This is a genomic window from Antiquaquibacter soli (assembly GCF_030580675.1).
In the GTDB taxonomy this organism is placed as follows: domain Bacteria; phylum Actinomycetota; class Actinomycetes; order Actinomycetales; family Microbacteriaceae; genus Rhodoglobus; species Rhodoglobus soli.
The window spans coordinates 194,450-212,493 of record NZ_JAUQUB010000001.1 but is presented as its reverse complement, the minus strand read 5'-3'; the positions used below and the strand labels follow the sequence as shown (position 1 = coordinate 212,493).

At 71.0% G+C, this 18,044-nt stretch carries 16 protein-coding genes and 2 tRNA genes; 3 read left to right on the top strand and 15 right to left on the bottom strand.

What is annotated here, in order from left to right; genetic code table 11:
- Positions 1 to 290: 290 nt before the first annotated feature.
- The gene (locus tag Q5716_RS00980; protein ID WP_305001223.1) at positions 291 to 458 is read right to left on the bottom strand and encodes a hypothetical protein; all 168 of its coding nucleotides are present in this window, start codon (positions 456 to 458) and stop codon (positions 291 to 293) included.
- Between the two features lie 101 nt (positions 459 to 559).
- The gene (locus Q5716_RS00975; protein ID WP_305001222.1) at positions 560 to 1,030 is read right to left on the bottom strand and encodes a MarR family winged helix-turn-helix transcriptional regulator; all 471 of its coding nucleotides are present in this window, start codon (positions 1,028 to 1,030) and stop codon (positions 560 to 562) included.
- Positions 1,031 to 1,103: 73 nt separating this feature from the next.
- Between Q5716_RS00975 and Q5716_RS00970 the strand changes: the two genes are divergently transcribed.
- The gene (locus Q5716_RS00970) at positions 1,104 to 2,147 is read left to right on the top strand and encodes an LLM class flavin-dependent oxidoreductase (protein WP_305001221.1); all 1,044 of its coding nucleotides are present in this window, start codon (positions 1,104 to 1,106) and stop codon (positions 2,145 to 2,147) included.
- Positions 2,148 to 2,155: 8 nt separating this feature from the next.
- Here the strand turns inward: Q5716_RS00970 and Q5716_RS00965 are convergent, their stop codons facing one another.
- The 7 genes from Q5716_RS00965 to Q5716_RS00935 all read right to left on the bottom strand — a co-directional run bounded on the left by Q5716_RS00965 (position 2,156) and on the right by Q5716_RS00935 (position 12,056).
- Positions 2,156 to 2,872, bottom strand: coding sequence for an ABC transporter ATP-binding protein (locus Q5716_RS00965; RefSeq protein ID WP_305001220.1), 717 nt, complete (start codon positions 2,870 to 2,872; stop codon positions 2,156 to 2,158).
- Positions 2,869 to 3,753, bottom strand: coding sequence for an ABC transporter ATP-binding protein (locus tag Q5716_RS00960; protein ID WP_305001219.1), 885 nt, complete (start codon positions 3,751 to 3,753; stop codon positions 2,869 to 2,871). Before Q5716_RS00960 ends, Q5716_RS00965 begins: the two co-directional genes overlap by 4 nt.
- Positions 3,750 to 6,428 (bottom strand): ABC transporter permease, encoded by a 2,679-nt coding sequence (locus Q5716_RS00955; RefSeq protein WP_305001218.1) that lies wholly within the window; start codon positions 6,426 to 6,428, stop codon positions 3,750 to 3,752. Before Q5716_RS00955 ends, Q5716_RS00960 begins: the two co-directional genes overlap by 4 nt.
- The gene (locus Q5716_RS00950; protein WP_305001217.1) at positions 6,425 to 9,430 is read right to left on the bottom strand and encodes an ABC transporter permease family protein; all 3,006 of its coding nucleotides are present in this window, start codon (positions 9,428 to 9,430) and stop codon (positions 6,425 to 6,427) included. Before Q5716_RS00950 ends, Q5716_RS00955 begins: the two co-directional genes overlap by 4 nt.
- A gap of 235 nt (positions 9,431 to 9,665) precedes the next feature.
- Positions 9,666 to 10,307 carry a winged helix-turn-helix transcriptional regulator gene (locus Q5716_RS00945; RefSeq protein WP_305001216.1) on the bottom strand — a complete coding sequence of 214 codons (642 nt, stop codon included), beginning with the start codon at positions 10,305 to 10,307 and terminating at the stop codon, positions 9,666 to 9,668.
- Positions 10,308 to 10,310: 3 nt separating this feature from the next.
- Positions 10,311 to 10,745, bottom strand: coding sequence for a VOC family protein (locus Q5716_RS00940; RefSeq protein WP_305001215.1), 435 nt, complete (start codon positions 10,743 to 10,745; stop codon positions 10,311 to 10,313).
- Between the two features lie 51 nt (positions 10,746 to 10,796).
- Positions 10,797 to 12,056, bottom strand: a complete 1,260-nt coding sequence (locus Q5716_RS00935) for an MFS transporter (RefSeq protein ID WP_305001214.1) — start codon at positions 12,054 to 12,056, stop codon at positions 10,797 to 10,799.
- Positions 12,057 to 12,113: 57 nt separating this feature from the next.
- Here Q5716_RS00935 and Q5716_RS00930 point away from each other — a divergent pair, with 57 nt between their 5' ends.
- Positions 12,114 to 12,689, top strand: a complete 576-nt coding sequence (locus tag Q5716_RS00930; RefSeq protein ID WP_305001213.1) for a TetR/AcrR family transcriptional regulator — start codon at positions 12,114 to 12,116, stop codon at positions 12,687 to 12,689.
- Here the strand turns inward: Q5716_RS00930 and Q5716_RS00925 are convergent.
- The 3 genes from Q5716_RS00925 to bsh form a co-directional block, all read right to left on the bottom strand.
- Positions 12,686 to 13,912, bottom strand: a complete 1,227-nt coding sequence (locus tag Q5716_RS00925; RefSeq protein ID WP_305001212.1) for an RNA polymerase sigma factor — start codon at positions 13,910 to 13,912, stop codon at positions 12,686 to 12,688. The genes Q5716_RS00930 and Q5716_RS00925 overlap by 4 nt on opposite strands.
- A 19-nt stretch (positions 13,913 to 13,931) precedes the next feature.
- Positions 13,932 to 14,348: a YciI family protein gene (locus Q5716_RS00920; protein ID WP_305001211.1), complete on the bottom strand. Its 417-nt coding sequence runs from the start codon at positions 14,346 to 14,348 to the stop codon at positions 13,932 to 13,934.
- Between the two features lie 99 nt (positions 14,349 to 14,447).
- Positions 14,448 to 15,419, bottom strand: a complete 972-nt coding sequence (bsh, locus tag Q5716_RS00915; protein ID WP_305001210.1) for a choloylglycine hydrolase — start codon at positions 15,417 to 15,419, stop codon at positions 14,448 to 14,450.
- Between the two features lie 137 nt (positions 15,420 to 15,556).
- Between bsh and Q5716_RS00910 the strand changes: the two genes are divergently transcribed.
- On the top strand, positions 15,557 to 16,354 hold the full coding sequence (locus Q5716_RS00910) for an alpha/beta fold hydrolase (protein WP_305001209.1): 798 nt from the start codon (positions 15,557 to 15,559) through the stop codon (positions 16,352 to 16,354).
- A gap of 58 nt (positions 16,355 to 16,412) precedes the next feature.
- On the opposite strand, the gene Q5716_RS00905 is transcribed toward Q5716_RS00910, so the two are convergent.
- The 3 genes from Q5716_RS00905 to Q5716_RS00895 form a co-directional block, all read right to left on the bottom strand.
- Positions 16,413 to 16,503: transfer RNA gene (locus Q5716_RS00905), tRNA-Ser, on the bottom strand.
- A 109-nt stretch (positions 16,504 to 16,612) separates the two neighbouring features.
- Positions 16,613 to 17,848 (bottom strand): LCP family protein, encoded by a 1,236-nt coding sequence (locus Q5716_RS00900; protein ID WP_305001208.1) that lies wholly within the window; start codon positions 17,846 to 17,848, stop codon positions 16,613 to 16,615.
- A gap of 40 nt (positions 17,849 to 17,888) precedes the next feature.
- A tRNA-Ser gene (locus Q5716_RS00895) sits at positions 17,889 to 17,973 on the bottom strand.
- Positions 17,974 to 18,044 lie beyond the last annotated feature (71 nt).

Below are 18,044 nucleotides of genomic sequence, written 5' to 3'. Positions count from 1 at the left end.
GCTTCAGCCGGCGCGGCGGGAACGGCGGCGGGATCGGCGACGCCGGGGGTGGGGGTGGCCGTGGGCGCCGCGACCGGCGGGGTCGCAGCGGGCGGAACCGCAGGCGGTGGGAATGCCGGCGGCGGGAACTCGGCCTGCGGCGTCGGGTCCGTGGGCTCGGTCGGGTCGGTCGTGGAGATGATGAGTTCCTCTCGTCGTTACCCCGAGCCTAACCGCTCACACCCCGCGGCGGTACACGCGAGAGGCCCGCCCCGGGTGGGGGCGGGCCTCTCGACGACCGGACTGCGTCGCTACGCGCGCTTCGGCTCGCCTCCGAGCGAGCGGGGCACGAACGTCGATCGAGCGATCCGGGGCCCCGCGCCGGGAGTGAACCGGCGCTTGAGGTTCGGCAGCGCAATGCCCAGGGCATCCCGCCTCCGCACTGCGGGGCGCGGGCTCGGTACTGAGAACGTGGTCATGTCGTCGCCTCCTTGACTCGGTCAGTCGGGGTGGTGCACTTCTCATTCGACCGGATTGCGGGGGCGCGCAACCACCCGTTGACGCGCGACGGGCTCATCCGCTATCGGGCGGACGAGCCCCGCTCGACGTCCAGGTGCTCCCGCAGCGCGCGAGTGATGCCGTCGATGGCGTCGAGCTGCTCGGGCGAGAGGGCGTCGAGGAACAGCTCGCGCACGGCCCGAAGGTGCGGCACCGAGGCGGCGCGGAACAGCGACGCACCCGTCTCGGTGAGCACGACCTCGGCCCCCCGGTTGTCCGTCGCGCACGCCTCGCGACGCACGAGGCCCCGCGACTCCATCCGGCCCAGGTGGTGCGAGAGGCGGCTTCTCTCCCAGTCGATCGCGGCAGCCAGGTCCGACGAGCGGATGCTGCGGCCGTCCGCCTCCGAGAGCGCGAGCAGCACGGCGTAGTCGCCGCTGGAGAGCTGCGACTGCGACTGCAGCCGGGACGACAGCAGCGACCGCAGCCGGTCGCCGGTCTCGACGAACTCCCGCCAGACGACGAGATCCCGGCTCGTGGGCGATCGGCGCATGCTCTCCCCTAACTAATTGACATATCAATCATATCGGCGCATTATTGACACGTCAATTACTGAGGAGGACACCGTGAGCACCTTCGAGATCGGGCTCAACTCGTTCGGCGACGTGCCGAGCCGCGACGGACAACTCATCACCGACGCCGAGACCGTGCGACTGCTCGTCGACGAGGCGCGCCTAGCGGAATCCGTCGGACTCGATGTGTTCAGCGTCGGAGAGCACTACCGCGAGGGATTCGTCGACTCGGCGACGCCCGTGCTGCTCGCGGCGATCGCGACAGCGACGTCGACCATCCGGCTCGGCACCGCCGTCACCGTCCTCAGCACCAATGACCCCGTTCGGCTCTACCACGAGTTCTCGACACTCGATGCGGTCTCGAACGGTCGGGCCCAGGTGGTGCTCGGCCGGGCATCCGCGACCGAGTCGTTCCCGCTGTTCGGCTACGACCTCGCCGACTACGAGGAGCTCTTCGAGGAGAAGCTCGAGCTCTTCGTCCGGCTCCAGCGCGAGGAGTCCGTCACCTGGTCGGGGAGCACGCGGGCACCCCTGGCTGCGCAGACGCTGCACCCGAGGATGCGGGAGGGGGGCATCCCGACCTGGATCGGAGTCGGCGGCAGCCCCAACTCGGTGATCCGCGCGGCGCGCTACGGGCTGCCCCTCATGCTCGCGATCATCGGCGGGCAGCCCGAGCGCTTCGCGGGGCACGTGGACCTGTACTTCCGGGCGCTCGAGCAGTTCGGGATGCCGGTCCAGCCGGTCGGCCAGCATTCGCTCGGCCTCATCGCCGACACCGACGAGGAAGCCGTCGAGACCTGGTGGACCTCATGGCAGCCGATGGTGGAAAGGATGTCGCGCGAGCGCGGGTTCTACCCGCCGAGCCGCGAGCGCTACGAGCTCGAGGTGGCGACCGGCGCTCTGTTCGTGGGCTCGCCCGAGACGGTCGCGCAGAAGATCGCGCGGGTCGCTCGGTCGCTTCGCCTCAACCGCTTCGACCTCAAGTACGACGTGCTCGGTCTCGACGTGGCCGCGCGATCGCGCACCATCGAGCTCCTCGGCACCGAGGTCGCCCCGCGCGTGCGCGAACTGCTCACGGCGGAGGCGGCGGCCGCCTGAGGCCGGGACTAGATCGGCTCCGCCCCCGACGAGTGCCGACCGTGTCGGCGCCCGAGCCGCCCGTCGCGGATCTCGAGGATGCGGTCGGCGTGCGCCGCCATCCGCGGGTCGTGGGTCGAGACCACCGCCGCGACCCCGCGCTCGTGCACGAGCGACGAGATGAGCGACATCATCGCCTCCGCGTTGAGGCTGTCGAGCTGGCCGGTGGGCTCGTCGGCGATGATCACCCGCGGGCTGTTGGCGAGCGCGCGGGCGATGCCGAGGCGCTGCTGCTGGCCGCCCGAGAGCTCCCCCGGCCGCTGCTGCGCGTGGTCGGCGAGCCCCACGACCGCGAGGAGCTCGGCGGTGCGTTCGGCCCGCTCCGCGGCGGGCAACCCCACGAGTCGCATCGGAAGCTCGACGTTCTCCGCCGCGGAGAGCGGCGACAGCAGCGCGAACGTCTGGAAGATGTAGCCGATGTCCCGGCGACGGAGTTCGACGAGGTCGCGCTCGCTCGCGCCCGACACCTGCCTGTCGCCCAGCCACACCGCGCCCGAGGTCGGGGTGTCGAGACCGCCGAGGAGGTTGAGGAGGGTCGTCTTGCCCGAGCCCGACGGCCCGCGCAGCACGACGAGCTCACCCGCGTGCACCTCCAGCTCGGCGTCCACGAGTGCGTGCACCTCCGTCTCGCCCCGCCCGTAGGTGCGGGTGAGTCCCTCGCAGCGGAGTACGACGTCGCCGCTCATCGCTCGGCACCCTTCTGCTGGTCCGTCGGATGCACTTGCGCGTGATCATCCGCGAGCTCCACTCGAACGAGCCCCGCGAGCCCGAGGGTCTTCACGTACTCCTGGGGAAGCTGGAGCCGGCCCACGCGGTCGAGCACGACGAACTCCTGGGAGCGGTGCTGCTCCTCGCCGAACTCGTCGGTCTCGGTACTGCGATGGACCTCGGTCGAGAGGCGGCCGTCGCGGATCTGCACGGTGCGGCGCACCTTCGACGACACCTCCTCGTCGTGAGTCACGATGAGCACCGTGACGCCGAGCTCCCGGTTGACCGCTCCGAGCGCGTCGAAGACCACTTGCGAGTTCACGTCGTCGAGCTCGCCCGTGGGCTCATCGGCGAAGAGCACCTCGGGCTGGTTGACGAGCGCGACGGCGATCGCCACCCGCTGCTGCTGCCCGCCGGAGAGCTGCGCCGGTCGGCGACCCGCGAAGTCGCCGATGCCGAGCAGGTCGATGAGCGACTGAACCCGCTCCGCCCGCTTGGCGCGAGGCACCCCCGCGAGCGCGAGCGGCATCGCGATGTTCTGCGCGGCGGTGTAGTACGGCAGCAGGTTGCGGGAGGTCTGCTGCCACACGAAGCCGACGGTCTCGCGCCGATAGCGAGTGCGCTGGGCGGCGGTCATGGTGAGCAGGTCGTGGCCGGCGACGCTCGCCCGTCCGGCGGTCGGGATCTCGAGCCCGGTGAGGATGGCGAGGAGCGTCGATTTGCCGGAGCCCGATGCCCCGACGATCGCGGTGAGCTCCCCGGACTCCACCCGCAGGGTGAGTCCCTGGAGCGCCTGCACCTCCACCCCTTCGGCGGAGAAGATCTTGACCAGGTCGGAGCAGTCGATCTGGGGGGTCATGCGTCTCCCATCTTCAGGGTGGATGCCGGGGCGAAGCGCCGCCCGAGTGCCGTGGCCACGAGCACCGCGGCGAGCACGGCGAGGGCGTAAGCGCCGACGGCGACGATGATCCACAGCGGGTCGATCGTCGGTCGCGGCAGCGACGTGCCGCCGAAGAAGCCGCGGAGGTCGAGCACCGCGGTCACGAGGTACGGCAGGGCGAAGCCGAGGGCGACGCCGACGAGCATCGACCCGACCGCGACCGGCCCGAACTCCCACGCGACGAGGGCGCGCACCTGGCGCGGGCTCATCCCGAGGATGCGCAGCACGCCGACCACGCGGTTGCGGGTCGCCGCCGAGGCCGCCGCCGCGAGCGCGACGACGAGCATCGTGAGGGCGAGCGTCGCACCGGCGACGATGAGCAGGGACCATTCGAGCCCCGAGGTGATGGGCGCCGACCGGGCCCGCCCGAGCTCGGTCGCGATGTCGACGATCTCGGCGGAGCCCGCGAACTGCTCCGGCTGCACGGCGAGCACGGCGGCGCGAATCGCGTCGGCGGTCTCCGGTGGGGAGTCGTCGGCGAGGTCGATGAGCAGCCGCGAGGGCGGTTTGCCGTCGAGGTCGAGCGCGTCGATGGCGGAGGCGTCCGCGATGAGCCAGAGGCCGAGCATCCCGGGCATCGCGGTCTCGGGCACGACGCCGGCCACGGCGACCGGCGTATCGCCGAGCCGGAGATCGGTGCCCTGCAGCCGCGCGGCGAGCTCGGGCGACACGGCGATCGGGAGCGAACCGGATGTCGCGGGCCCGAGCGGCGGCAGGTCGGGCCGCACCGCCGCGAGGTCGTCGGAGTCGGCCAGCACGACGCCGACCTTCGTGCCCCCCGCGTCGTCGGTGAGGGTGACGCTCGCCCGATAGGTGAGGGCGACGACGCCGTCGACGCCAGGGATCGAGCGAAGCTCGTCGAGCAGTTCCTGCGGGAGGTCGTGCGCGTACACCTGCACATCGGCTCCGACCTCCTCGGCCGCTGCCCGCTGCAGGGCGGTGCCGACGGTGCTCACCATGATCGTCGAGAAGACGACGATGGCGACGCCGACGACGAGCGCGAGGCTCGCGATGGCACCGATCGCCGGCTCGCGGATGGCTCGAGCCGAGCCCACCTCGGCGACCGGGGCGGCACCGCGGCGGACCGCCCCCCGCAGCGCGCGCAGCGGGATCGGGTAGAGCCGCAGGGCGATCAACCCGACGGTCGCCGCGAGCAGCACTGGCGTAGCCGCGAGCAGCGGGTCGACTCCGACGACGTCGCTGGACGCGACGAGACCGCGCCGCTGCAGGAGCACGAGGGAGACGACGGCGGCGCCCGCGACGGCCGCCTCGAGCACCCAGCGGCCGCGCGAGCTCGACCGCACCGCGAGGTCCTGCCGCTCCTCGCGCAGGCTGCCGGGAGCCACGAGGACGGCGGCGAGGATGACCGGGACGACCGCCAGGACGACGGGCGCGAGCCATCCCTCGAGTCCGATGCGCTGCGGGACGAGCGCCGCCGCGACGACGATGGCGACCGCGGAGCCGGGCAGTGCGAGCACGGCCGCCTCGATCACCATGACGACGCGCAGCTGGCGCAGGGATGCCCCGCGCGCCGCCGCGAGCGAGAGCGAGGAGCGACGCCGACGGACGAGCGCCTGGATGCTGAGCGCATAGCTCGCGAGCAGCACCCCGAGGAGGCCAGAGGCGGAGAGCGCCACGAGGGCCGTCATCGCCGCGACCGAGGACTCGGTGCGGTCGAGCACCTCCGTGAAGGTCGTGTCGAGCGCGAGTGCACCGAAGTCCGGGAGGGGCGCGGGCGTCGCCGTCGCGTTGCGCACCTGGGAGCCGAGCGTCTGCAGGTCGGCGAACTCGTACACGGTCGGATCGATCGGCACCCACGCGGTGAGGATGCCCAGAGCGAACTGCTCGGGCAGGGCGACGGCCGTCTCGGGCGGCACGAACACGCTCGACTGGATTCGCGGCGGCTGCCCCGTGACGCGGATGACGGCCGCGCGGTCGAGGTCGTAGGCATGGCTCCAGTAGCTGAGGGACTCGTCGACCGGCTCGTAGAGACCGGTCACGAGGAGCGGCCCCTCGGAGTAGGTGATGACCGTGCCGACGGGGGCGTCCATCGTCTCGGACGCGCTCACCGAGAGGGCGACGGGGATCGGGTTGTCGACCGGCTCGACCTCCGGGTCGAACGCCCAGGGGCCGGGCTCCTCCCCCTCCACGAAGCGGATGCGGTCGGTCCAGCCGAGATCCATCGCCAACCGCAGGCTCAGCACGTAGGGGCTGCCCTCGATCGACCCGGTGCCGCTCGTGCTCTTGAGGATCCAGGTGGCGTCGCCCGCGCCATCCCGCAGCGGTCGGGGCAACGAGGCGGGAAGTCCGGTGATGGCCTTGTCGGTGCGGCCGAAGACGGCCTCCGGCGGCACCCCCTCGGTGTCCGCGGTGGGCCAGCCGATGCGACCCTCCCCGTGCAGGTCGAGCTGGGCGGGCACCTCCTGCGAGAGCTGGTAGCGCAGCTCGGCGGTCGCGACCTCGGCGAAGGCGCGCGGTACGAGCGCGACGACGAGCACGGTGAGCGTGACGAGGAAGGCGACGAGCGCCGACGCGCGCACGCCGGCGCGGAGGTGGTCGACGAGCAGCCGACCGGTCGAGAGGAGGTCGGTCACTCGCCCACCTCCCCCGGCAGCGCCGTTGCGGCGATCGACCGCACCCGGCGCGCGAGCGAGAGGAGCACGAGGCCGATGCCCGCGGCCACTGCGCCGAGCATGGCGCTCCAGCCGACCAGGTCGAGGGCGACGCTGAACTGAAGAGCGAGGTACGCGCGGTCCACGGCGGCGCGCGCGAGCTCGGCAACGGTGAGCAGGGTGACCGCCGCCCCCGCGAGGATGCCCGCCACCGCCGCGACTCCGAGCACGATGCCGAGCTCCCTCAGCGGCACCCCGGACTGCTCGCGCGGGCTCAGGCCGATCGCACGGAGCGAGGCGATGTCGTTGCGGCCCCACCGCAGCCTCGACCCGGAGGCGGAGCCGACGGCGACGACTGCGATGATCACGCAGCACGCGGCGGCAGCCCACAGGGCGATCGCCGCGGCGCCGAGCACCTGGCGTCCCACGGGGTCTGCCCGGGAGTCGATCCGCGTGTTGGCCGGGAGGAGGGAGCGCAACTCGGCGCGCACCTGCTCGGGCTCGTCGGTGGTCACCCACGCGTCGGTGAGCTCGAGCGCCTTCTGGCTGTTGCGCTGGTGCAGGTGGTTGGTGACGGCGAGGTCGATAAGCAGGGCCATGTCGGTGCGCGACCCGGGGATCGACGGCACGATCCCGGTCACGAAGGCGTTCACGTTCTGCGGGCTGTCGCGCAGGGCGAACACCACGAGGTCGCCGCTCTCGAGCTCGAGGAGGTCGGCGAGCCGCTGGGTCACGACGACACCCGGGCGCAGCACGTCGGCGCCGGTCCCATCGAACGTGGCCGTCATCCGCACGATCGGCAGCGGCGACTCGAGGGTGAACCCGTCGCCGTCGGGGAGGGGGATCGGCGGGTAGAACTGGCCGCGCAGAGAGTCGGTGATCCAGTACTGGTCGAGCTCGAGCTCGGTGCCGTCCGCCTGCATCGACAGCAGCCGGAACGTCGCGGGCTCCTCGAGCGACGGGGTCCCCGCCCGCACGTCGATCGACAGGAGCGTGCCGGATGCCCCGCTCGCGTCCGCCGGATACACGAGCACCCCGTCCGGCTCTGCCTCCGGCTCGCCGAACTCGACCGAGCGCAGGCTCCCGAACGAGTCGGCGACCCACGCGGTCAGTCGCGGCGCCTCGTCGAAGCCGATCGCCTCGACCCGCAGCTCGAGACCGCTCGTGCCCTCCGGCACGACGGGCCCGGGCTGGTCGACGGCGATCGCGTCGGCGGCATCGTCCGGCGAGAACGACCCGCCCGCGGTCGTCGCGAGCTCGCGGATCGTGTCCGGGGCGGCACCGAGCGTCACGCCCGTCACCGTGCCGATGCTGAGGTTCTGCACGTCGAAGGGCGCGGCCCGGCGCACGCCGTCGGCTGCGGCGATCGCATCCAGCTCGCTCGCGGAGAGCGGGTCGAAGCGCGAGGAGATCCGCAGGTCGGAGCCGGCGTGCAGGTCGGCGGTCTGCGTGAAGAGGCGATCCCAGGTGGCGGCGAACGCGGCGGCGAACGTCGCCGAGCCGACGGCGAGCGCGACGATGACGAGGGGGGCGGCGACGCGGCCGGTGTAGCGCGCGAGGGTCCGGAGGGCGAGGTGGGCCGGGACATCCGTTGCCCCGGCACGGCGCGCGAGCCGCCGCACGATCCACGGGAACGCGGCGAGGGCGGCGAGCACGATCGCGATGAGGGCGGCGGCGGGCGCGACGACCGCGACGGGGTCGATGCTCGGAGCGCCGGTCGCACTCGGAGTGACCGGCGACCCGTAGAGCCGCAGCTGCCAGACGGCGAGCGCGGCCGCGACCGTGACGAGAACGACAACCCCGGGCAGCGCAGCGCGGCGGACCCGGGCGCTCCCGCGACCGCCCTTGCTCGGGGTGGTGACGCTCACGACGGAGCGATAGGAGGCCGCCCCCGCGAACACGATCGCCCCGAGAACCACGACCGCGGGCACGATGACGCCGCTCGAGCGCACGGCGAGCAGCTCCCGCACATCCGACGCGATCGCGAAGCCCGCCGCGACCGCGCCGACGCCCAGTGCCGCACCGAGGAGGGAGCTCGCTCCAACCTCGACGGCGGTTCGCCGCGCGATCCCGAGGGGCGACTGGCCGCGCGCCCAGTAGAGCGCGCTCTCCCGCTCGCGCGTGGCGACGAGCAACTGCACGAGCTGCGACAGCACCACGAGCGCACTTCCCGCGACGAGCACCGCCGCGACCGGCTCGATGGCCCGCAGGCCCAGGATGCGCCCCGCGAAGTCCCCGAGCGTACGGGTGAGCCGTCCCTGGACCACGAGGCTCGGGTATTCCGGGACCTCGCCGCGCCACTGCTGCTCGACGCCCTGCCAGGAGATCACGACCGAGTCGCTGTTGGTCGCGGTGAACTCGTCGACCGACCTCGGCACGACTGTCCAGGTCGCGGTCGGCGCGGACTCGAACCGCTCCCACGCCTCCTCGGCGACGGCGAAGGGTCCGGCGCGCTCGGCGCCGCCCGTCACCACGGAGTCGTCGCCGTACCACCGAGGGTCGAGGGGGTCGAGCGCTGTCCACGTCCCGGAGACCGTGAACCCGACGTCGTTGAGCACGATCGAGTCCCCCACGTCGATGCCGAGAGACTCGGCGGCCACGGCCTGCACCGCCACCTCCGCGGGGCCCTCGGGCGCGCCGCCGCTGCCGAACTCCGCGCGAGCGGCAAGGTCGGGGATCGTGGCGAGCTGGGCGGGTCCGTCCAGCTCGTCGAACCGGTAGTAGGCCTCCGTGTCGATGGAGCGGGTGACGTCGAACGCGATACCCGTGGGCTGGAACGTGCGGTCGAGGGCGGCGCGCACCGCGTCATCCTGCGCCGCGGCATCCTCGGCCAGGTCGAAGGATGCCCGCAGCGCGAGGTCCGCGCCCGCCCGGGTCTCGAGCTCCGCGCGCAGCCCGGCGGTGCCCTGGTGGTCGATGTAGACGGTCATGGCGAGGGAGAGCCCGCACAGGAGCGCGACGACGGCCACGATCGCCGCCAGCATGGGAGCGCTCCCACGGAGTCTCGACAGTGACACCCTCGTCCCCCACATCCTCGCGCCCGCCTCGGTGCAGGTCGTCAGGAGAGTCTATGTTTCGTCACGTCCGGGCGCACCCCGGTTGACTCTCGGCACCGCGGAGCGAACGCAGCCATCCGCGGTGTTCGGCGCGATCCGCGCGCCGCGGCACACGGATACCGCCGAAAGTTGCAGGATGAGACTCAGAACGTCGAGCTCCGACTCACGCCGCGAGGCGGAACGTGCTCGCGAACCGGTCGAGCAGCGCGACCTCCCCGTGGGTCACCTCGACGACGCCGCTGGCGATGGCGCGATCGGCTGGCAGCTCCCCGAGGATGAGTCGACGGATGCCCGCGCCGGCCGTGAACCCGAGGTCGGCGGGTCCGTCGTCGCTCGAGACATCCAGTCGCGAGCCATCCACTCGCACCAGCAGCTCCGCTCCGCCGACGCGCGCCGCGTAGGCCGTGGGAGGCAGGCCGGCCGCGACCGACGCGCGGAACGCCGACCGCAGGTCGATCGTCATCGACTCGGGGGTGATGAGTTGCTCGTCGCGTGGGTCGTCGAGGGCGCGGTAACCCCACGCGCCGAGCGCGAGGACGACGGGCTCCAGTTCGCGGCCGTACTCGGTGAGCTCGTACACGATGACTCGGGAGCGGGGCATCCGACGGATGACCCCCGCGGCCTGCAGCTCCTTGAGGCGCGACGCGAGGATATTGCTGGGGATGCGCGACAGGCTCGCGGCGAGCTCGCCGTAGCGGCGCGGGCCGACGAGCAGGTCGCGCACGATGAGCATCGCCCACCGCTCGCCGACGAGTTCGAGGGCTCGCGTGATGCCCGAGTACTGACCGTAGTCACGCGCCGCCACGCGCTAGGCCTGCTGGGCGGCGAACGCCTCGGGACCCTGCTCGGCGGCGACGGGGTCCATCCAGCCGAACTCGATGAGGTTGCCGTCAGGGTCGGTGAGCTGGCGCTGGTACATGAAGCCGTAGTCGGCGGCCGGGCGCGCCTCGGTGCCGCCCGCGGCGAGACCCGCTTCGGCGGCGGCGTCGACCTCGGCGCGGGAGTCGACGAAGATCGCGGTCGCGACCGACGGCGACGTCGCGTTGTCCCCGAGCGGGAGGTCGGTGAACGTCTGGAAGAACTCGCGGGTGAGGATCATGAAGTAGTTGTGGCCCTCGTCGACGACGACGCACGCGGCGTTGTGGTCGGTGAACGCCGGATTGATGGTGAAGCCGAGCGCGGTGTAGAACGTCTTCGCGCGCTCGAGGTCGGTGACGGGCAGGTTGACGAACATCTGGGCCATGGGGTTCCTCTCGACGATGTGCGTTAACACTTGCAAAAAACAAGTAGATCGTCAATGCCGAGCGGCTGGCTCCGTGGCGGCGGGTTCCAGGGTTGCGGACGCGCTCCCCGTGGTCCGCACCCGCGCGAGGAGAACGATCGCCACCGCGAAGAGCGCGATCCCGAGCCAGTACGGCGCCGAGTGCGCGATGCTCGCGTAGAGGGCTCCCGCGAGCAGCGGCGCGACAACCCCGAGCCCCGAGTTGAGGGACTGGATGGCCCCCGCGATCCACCCCTGCTCGTCGTGCCCGACAGCGGTGGAGAGCACGGCGTCCATGGTCGCGGTCGCGGCGCCCTGGCCTGCGGCGAGGACGAGCGTTCCCACGATGAACACGAGCGGCTCGGCGAGCACGGATGCCACGAGCGCGAGCCCGAGCATCCCGACGCCCTGGGCGGCGATTCCCGCGATGAGCACGCCGCGCTCGCCGATGCGCTTGACGAGGATGCCCAGCAGCAGCCCCTGGATGACGATGTCGATGATTCCGACCGCAGCCGTGACGAGGCCGACTTGGGTGGCCGTCCAGGCGATCGAGTCGATCGCCAGCACACTGAAGTTGTTCACGAAGAACAGGAAAGGCACGGTCGTGAACACGAGGGCGAGCATGAGCGGCCGCAGCTCGCGGCGCGCGAACACCTCGCGGAACACCCGGAGCGGGTGCATGTCGCGCACCGTCAGCTCCGTGGCACGGTTCTCAGGGGCGAGGCTCTCGGGCAGCAGAACGAGACTGAGCACGGCGATGACGGCCGCGAAGCCCGCGGTCGCGAAGACGGGCAGCGTGACATCCACCGCGGCGAGCAGTCCTCCGAGGGCCGGACCGACCATGGTGCCGATGCCCGCGAGCGCGCCCAGGAGCCCGAAGCGCTTGGCGCGCTGCTCCGGCGGAGTGATGTCGGCGAGGTACGCGAACAGGGCCGGGAGGTCGCCGGCCGTGATGCCCTGGATGACACGGCCGAGGAGCAGCACCCAGATCGAGCCGCCGATGCCGAACAGGAGGTAGCCGACCACGGCGCCGAAGGCGGCGATCACGATGATGGGACGGCGTCCGACGCGGTCGGAGAGCCGGCCGAGGAAGGGCGCGACGAGGAACGCGCACAGCGCGTTGACCGCCTCGAGCACACCCACCCAGACGGCGAGGTGCGACTGATCGGGCACGTACCGCTGCACGACGAACGGCAGCACCGGGAGCACGACGGTCATGCCCGCCGTCGTGAGCATGGTGATGGCGATGAGCATGAACCAGGCCCGACGCCCGGTGCGAATGTCTTGAGTCATACCGTAACTGTACTCGTACCAGTTTTGTTGTCAATCCAGGTTTGCTATCCTGAGGGCATGGATGCTCAGCCCGGCCGCCGCGAGCGCAAGAAAGCCGCGACGCGCAAGGCGATCTCCAATGCCGCAACCGAGCTCTTCCTCGAGCGCGGCTTCGACAACGTGTCGATCCGCGAGATCGCCGACAAGGCCGATGTCTCCCCCACGACCGTGTTCGCGCACTTCCCGCAGAAGGAGGCGCTCGTCTTCGACGAGGACGACGAGCAGCGCGACGAGCTCGTGGCCGCCGTGCGCGACCGCGCGGAGGGCACGAGCATCCTGCAGGCACTCCACGCGCACTACCGCGCGGGCCTCCTCGAGCACGGCGACCGCGACGACCAGGTCAAGCGCTTCTGGGCCCTCGTCGACTCCACCCCCGCGTTGAGCGAGTACGCGCAGCGCATGTGGATCCGATACGAGGATGCCCTCGCCCAAGCCATCGCCGACGACCGCGGCATCCCCGAGCCCACGGACGAACAGCGCGCGTTCTCCCGCTTCGCGCTGCAGGTGCAGAACCTCATCGCGGAGTCGCCGCGCCCGTTCGACATGCTCGACGCGAGCTTCGCGATCCTCGAGCGCGGGTGGCTGGAGCGCTAGAGCGCCTGCGCCTTGCCCCGCAGCACCGCGGCTTCACGGGTGTTCGACGTGAGCGCCGCCGCCTCGAGCAGTGCGGCCCGGGCGTCCTCCGTGCGCCCCAGCCGTGACAGCAGTTCGCCGCGCACGCTCGGCAGCAGGTGCGAGCCGCGCAGCTGGCCGGCGTCGGCGAGGGCATCCACGATCCGCAGCGCGGTCGCCGGGCCGGTGGCCATCGAGACGGCGACGGCGCGGTTGAGCTCCACGACCGGGTTGGGAGCGAGGCGGCCGAGCGCCTCGTAGAGCAGCACGATGCGCTCCCAGTCGGTCGCCTCGACACTCGGCGCGACCGCGTGGCACTCGGCGATGGCGGCCTGGAGCGCGAACGGTCCGCGGCCGCGGCCCAGGGCATCCGCCCGCTGCAGCGCTGCTACGCCACGGGCGATCTGAGCGCGGTCCCAGCGGGTGCGGTCCTGGTCGGCGAGGAGGATCGGGCTGCCGTCGCGCGCGACGCGGGCGCCGAACCTCGACGACTGGAACTCCATGAGCGCGACGAGCCCGTGCACCTCCGGCTCACGCGGCAACAGCTCCGCGATCACGCGGCCGAGGCGCAGCGCCTCCCTCGCGAGGTCGGTGCGGATCCACCGGTCGCCGGATGTCGCGGCATACCCCTCGGTGAAGATCAGGTACACCACGCCCAGCACGCCGCCCAGCCGCGGCCCCCACTCGCTGGGGTCGGGCGCCTCGAACGGCACGTGAGCGGCGGCGAGTGTCTTCTTCGCGCGGGTGATGCGCGCCTGCACGGTCGCGACGGGGACGAGGAGCATCCGCGCGATCTCCTCACTCGTGAGCCCGCCGACGACGCGCAGGGTGAGCGCCACCTGCGACTCCCGCGACAGCACCGGGTGGCACGCGGTGAACACGAGGCGCAGCACGTCGTCGTCGATGGGCTGCCACTCCTCGGCGCCCTGGGTCTCAAGGTCGTGCGCGAGCGCGCGGTAGCGATCGTCGAGGCGCTCGCGCCGCCGCCACCCGTCGATCGCACGGCGCTTCGCCACGGCCGTGAGCCAGGCTCCCGGATTCTGCGGGATACCCGACTCCGGCCACTGGCGAAGTGCATCGACGAGCGCCTCTTGGGCGAGATCCTCCGCGAGACCCACGTCGCCGGTCATCCGCGTGAGGGCGCCGACGATGCGGGCGCTCTCGATGCGCCACACCGCGTCGACCGAGCGGGCGATGTCGGTCATGGTCTCGGAACCGAGCGGCTCAGAGGCCCTGGGCCCGCCACTCCGCTTCCTTCTGGATGTACTCGTTGTCGGCGAACGACTCGAAGTCCGACTCGTCGGTGATGCGCCGCACCTCGAGCTTCGAGCCGGGCCCCAGAGGAGCGCGGGATGCCCACTCCACGGCTTCCTCCTTGCTCGAGACATCCACGATCCAGAAGCCGTTGAACAGCTCGTGCGTCTCGCCGTAGGGGCCGTCGGTGACGATCGGCTTGTCGCCGGAGAAGTCGACGACGACACCCTCGGTCGCGGGCGCCAGCCCGTCCCCGCCCGCGAGCACGCCCGCCTTGATCATCGACTCGTTGTAGGCGCCCATGGCGTTGATGACCTCCTCGAAGTCGATCTCCTTGCTCGCCTCGAGTGCAGCGTCGGTGGTGCGCATGATCAGCATGTACTTCATGAGTGTTCTCCCTGTTCGGCGGGGCCGCGATTCGACCCTGTCATAGAACACGTCGAACGGGCAGGGGTGGAATCGACATCCGTGTGGGAGAAAGGCCGCCTAGTTCTGCATGCTGACCTGCTGGCCCATCACGAGGGGGAACGAGACGAGCTCGGTCGCGTCCAGGTCCTCCTTGTGCATGTCGACTCCGGTGATCTGGCTGTTCTCGTAGGTCGTGTAGTAGTAGATCCCGCGATCTGTGTTGCAGCACGAGGAGTAGATCGTGATCTCGAAGCCGTCCCCGACGCGAACGCAGCCGCGCTGTTGCGCGACCGAGCCGAGGATGTGGAAGAACTGACTGATCGACTCCGACTCCGACGAGCCCGCCACGGAGTTCACTCGCGTGAACACCGCTTTCGCGAACCGGGACGCGGACGAGAGGTCGCCCGGGAGGCCGATGGCCCCCATCCCCCGGCTGTAGGTCTCGAGCGGGATGCCCGGCGCCAAGCGATTCTCGGGCGGGTCCACCGACAGGTGCACGTAGTCGTTGATCCGGAAGGCCTGCATGTCGAACGGGGGATTGTTCGTCAGAACTCCGAAGGGGTTGTCGTGCACCCGCAGCCCCTCCTTCACGCTCTCGACCACGATCGAGCGGCTCTTGTCGGAGATGATCCAGTGCAGCGGAGAGAGGGGGAAGCGCTCGCTGAACGGGATCTCGACGAGAGTGACATCTGCCAGGGCCTCCTCCGCCTCGTCGACCGATGCGAAGCGACCGAGCACCCAGGGGATGAACTCGAACGGGGTGACGTTCGTGCCGCCAGGCGACTCGGGCTTGTAGTCCGCGGAACCGGGGAAGTTCAACCCGGCCATGCCCAGGCCCTTCTCATTGACCGCGTCGTAGTAGAGCGGGTACCCCTCCGAGACCGTCGCGATGCCGATGATCGCGTGGTGGCTGGAGAGCGGTTCCGTCCGGCGGAACTCGAAGGGAAACTGGCGAGGCGTCACCACGACGGTCTCGTGGTACGAGATCTCGAGGTCGAGGTTTCTGCCGAAGTAGTGATCCTGAGTGGTGTAGCTGACTGCGGTGCACATGGAGCGCCCTCTCGTCGTCCGGTCGTTGGTTGCTTCTCCCCCCGGTCTACCGCCCGGAGCATCCCCGATTAGGGGCTTTCGGCCCATCGGCGGCCTCCGTGCGGTGAAGGTCGGTCCGCTGTCCGTAGAGTCGGACCATGGCCGAACTCCTTGAAGGGACCCTGGACCGCGATGGCGCGACACTCGCCTACGACGATCGACCGGGCTCGGGTCCCGCCGTGATCGCCGCGCATGGACTGACCTCCTCGCGAGCCGCCGACGCGGCCGGCGGAGTGTTCGACTGGTCGCCCGTCTCCGCCGGGGGTCGCCGCCTCGTGAGGTACGACGCGCGTGGGCACGGTCATTCCACGGGCCGCCCGGTGCCTGCGGACTACGGGTGGTCGCGGCTCGCCGACGACCTGCTGGCCCTGCTCGATGTGGTGTCCCCGAACGAGCCCGTCGACGCGATCGGAGTATCGATGGGGGCGGGCACGATCCTGCACGCCATCGTCACGCGGCCCGACCGGTTCCGCCGCCTCGCCCTCGTCATCCCGCCGACCGCCTGGGAGACGCGGGCCGCCCAGTCCGCGAACTACCGGCAGGTCGCCTCCGTCATGCGGGAGCACGGCGTCGCCGCGGTCGCCGCGGCCGCGGCATCCCTCCCTCCCCTGCCGATCCTCGACGCCGGCGGCTGGGTCCTGCCGCCGTCGGAGATCGACGAGAGCATCGCCGCCGAGGTGATGCTCGGGGCGGCGGATGCTGACTTCCCGAGCCCGGACGCGGTCGCCGGCATACAGCAGCCCGTGCTCCTTCGACCGTGGGTCGGCGACCCCGGGCATCCCGTGTCGACGGCGGAGCGACTGCACGAGCTGCTGCCGAACTCGACGCTCGAGGTGCAGCGAACGCCCGACGACCTGCGGGGGCTCGGCGCCCGCATCGTGGACTTCTTCAGCTGACCGTCGCGCGACAGCGAGAAACCCCCGCAAGCAGTGAGGCTCCGGGGGTTTCGATCTGCGGAGACGGAGGGATTTGAACCCTCGGACCCCAATAAAGGGGTCTCCACCTTAGCAGGGTGGTGCACTCGACCGGACTATGCGACGTCTCCTGGCGTTAGCCACCAGCCATCATATGCGGTCGGCGCGGGGAGGGCGAACTGCTCCCTTGGGGAGCCTGAGGGAAGGGGGCATGCCTCAGGGAGCGAGCGTCCCGCCCGCTTACTCGTTCGCGACCGAGCAGGTGTACTGGGCGGCGGTCTGACCGCTCACGCCTTCGAGCACGGGGAGGCCCGTGTTGTCGACGGGCGGCGTGGTCGCGTTCGGGTCCGGCGCCGGCGCGTTCGGGTCGACCGTCGAGCCACGGTCGTCGCCCGCGGCGGTGAGTACGAAGGGCTGGTCGGCGCGGACGTAGGCCATGAGCTGCTCGCCCGCGTAGGTGTCGGGCTGCACCTTGCCGAGGTACACGCCGTCGCCGCCGGTCGTGCCCGGGTACTGGACGAACGTGACGCGCTCGACGGGGATGTCCTTGAGCGCGAGGGCGATCGACGCCATCGTGTCGAGGTTGCCGAGACCCTGCGAGAGCTGCATGTTCGTGAGCGCCGCCTTGGCGAGGTTGTAGACGCGCGTCGGGTCAGACAGAGTCTCGTCGGCCTGGAGCTTGCGCACGAGGGCGGACATGTAGACCTGCTGCGACGAGATGCGGGTGAGGTCCGAGCCATCCCCGACACCGGCACGGGAGCGCAGGAACGCGAGCGCGTCGAGTCCGCGGAGCTCGAAGGTGCCGGCCTGCGGGATGAGCAGACCCGTGTTCGGGTCATCGATCGGGCCCGTGAAGCACACCGGGACACCGCCGATCGCGTCGCCCATCGCGATGACGCCGGTGAAGGTGATCATGCCGGCGAACTGGATGGGCAGTCCCGTGAGCTCCTGCACCGTCATCACGACGCAGTTGAGACCGCCGTAGTACAGAGCCACGTTGATGGGCTCCGTCGAGTAGCCCTTGGTGTCGCCCTCCTCGTCCGGGCACTCCGGGATGCCGACGACCATGTCGCGGGGGAAGGAGATCGCGACCGCGTTGGTCTGGTCCTGCGAGACGTGCAGCAGGATGTTGACGTCGTTGAGGTTGCCCGACTCGTCCTCGTAGTCGCCGCCGATGCCGTTCTGGCCGAGGCGGGTGTCGGAGCCCACGATGAGGATGTTGAAGCCACCCTCAATCGCGCCGATCTGCGGCGGCGGGCCCTCGGTCTCGCCGATGATCGTGACGGTCTCGACCTTCGACGTGAGGCTGTTGACGACGACAGCGCCGACGGATGCCCCGCTCAGGAGCACCACGACGATCGCGGCGCCGAGGATCTGCAGCACGAGCGGCCACGCCCGCTGCTTGGGGAGCTGGCCGTGCCGGGCGAGTCCGGGGGTCGCCGAACGGAGCTCGGACCTCGGTCGCAACTCGCTCATGACACATCCCTTCGTACCCCGCGGCGGGGCGACAGTACAGCGGAGGGCGTGGGATTCGAACCCACGAGACATTTCTGCCCACCAGTTTTCAAGACTGGCTCCATCGGCCGCTCGGACAGCCCTCCCCGGCTAGACCAAGGTCCGAGTGTATCGGATGGGCTGAGCCCGACTCTGAAAAAACGTCCAGAGCGGGGCA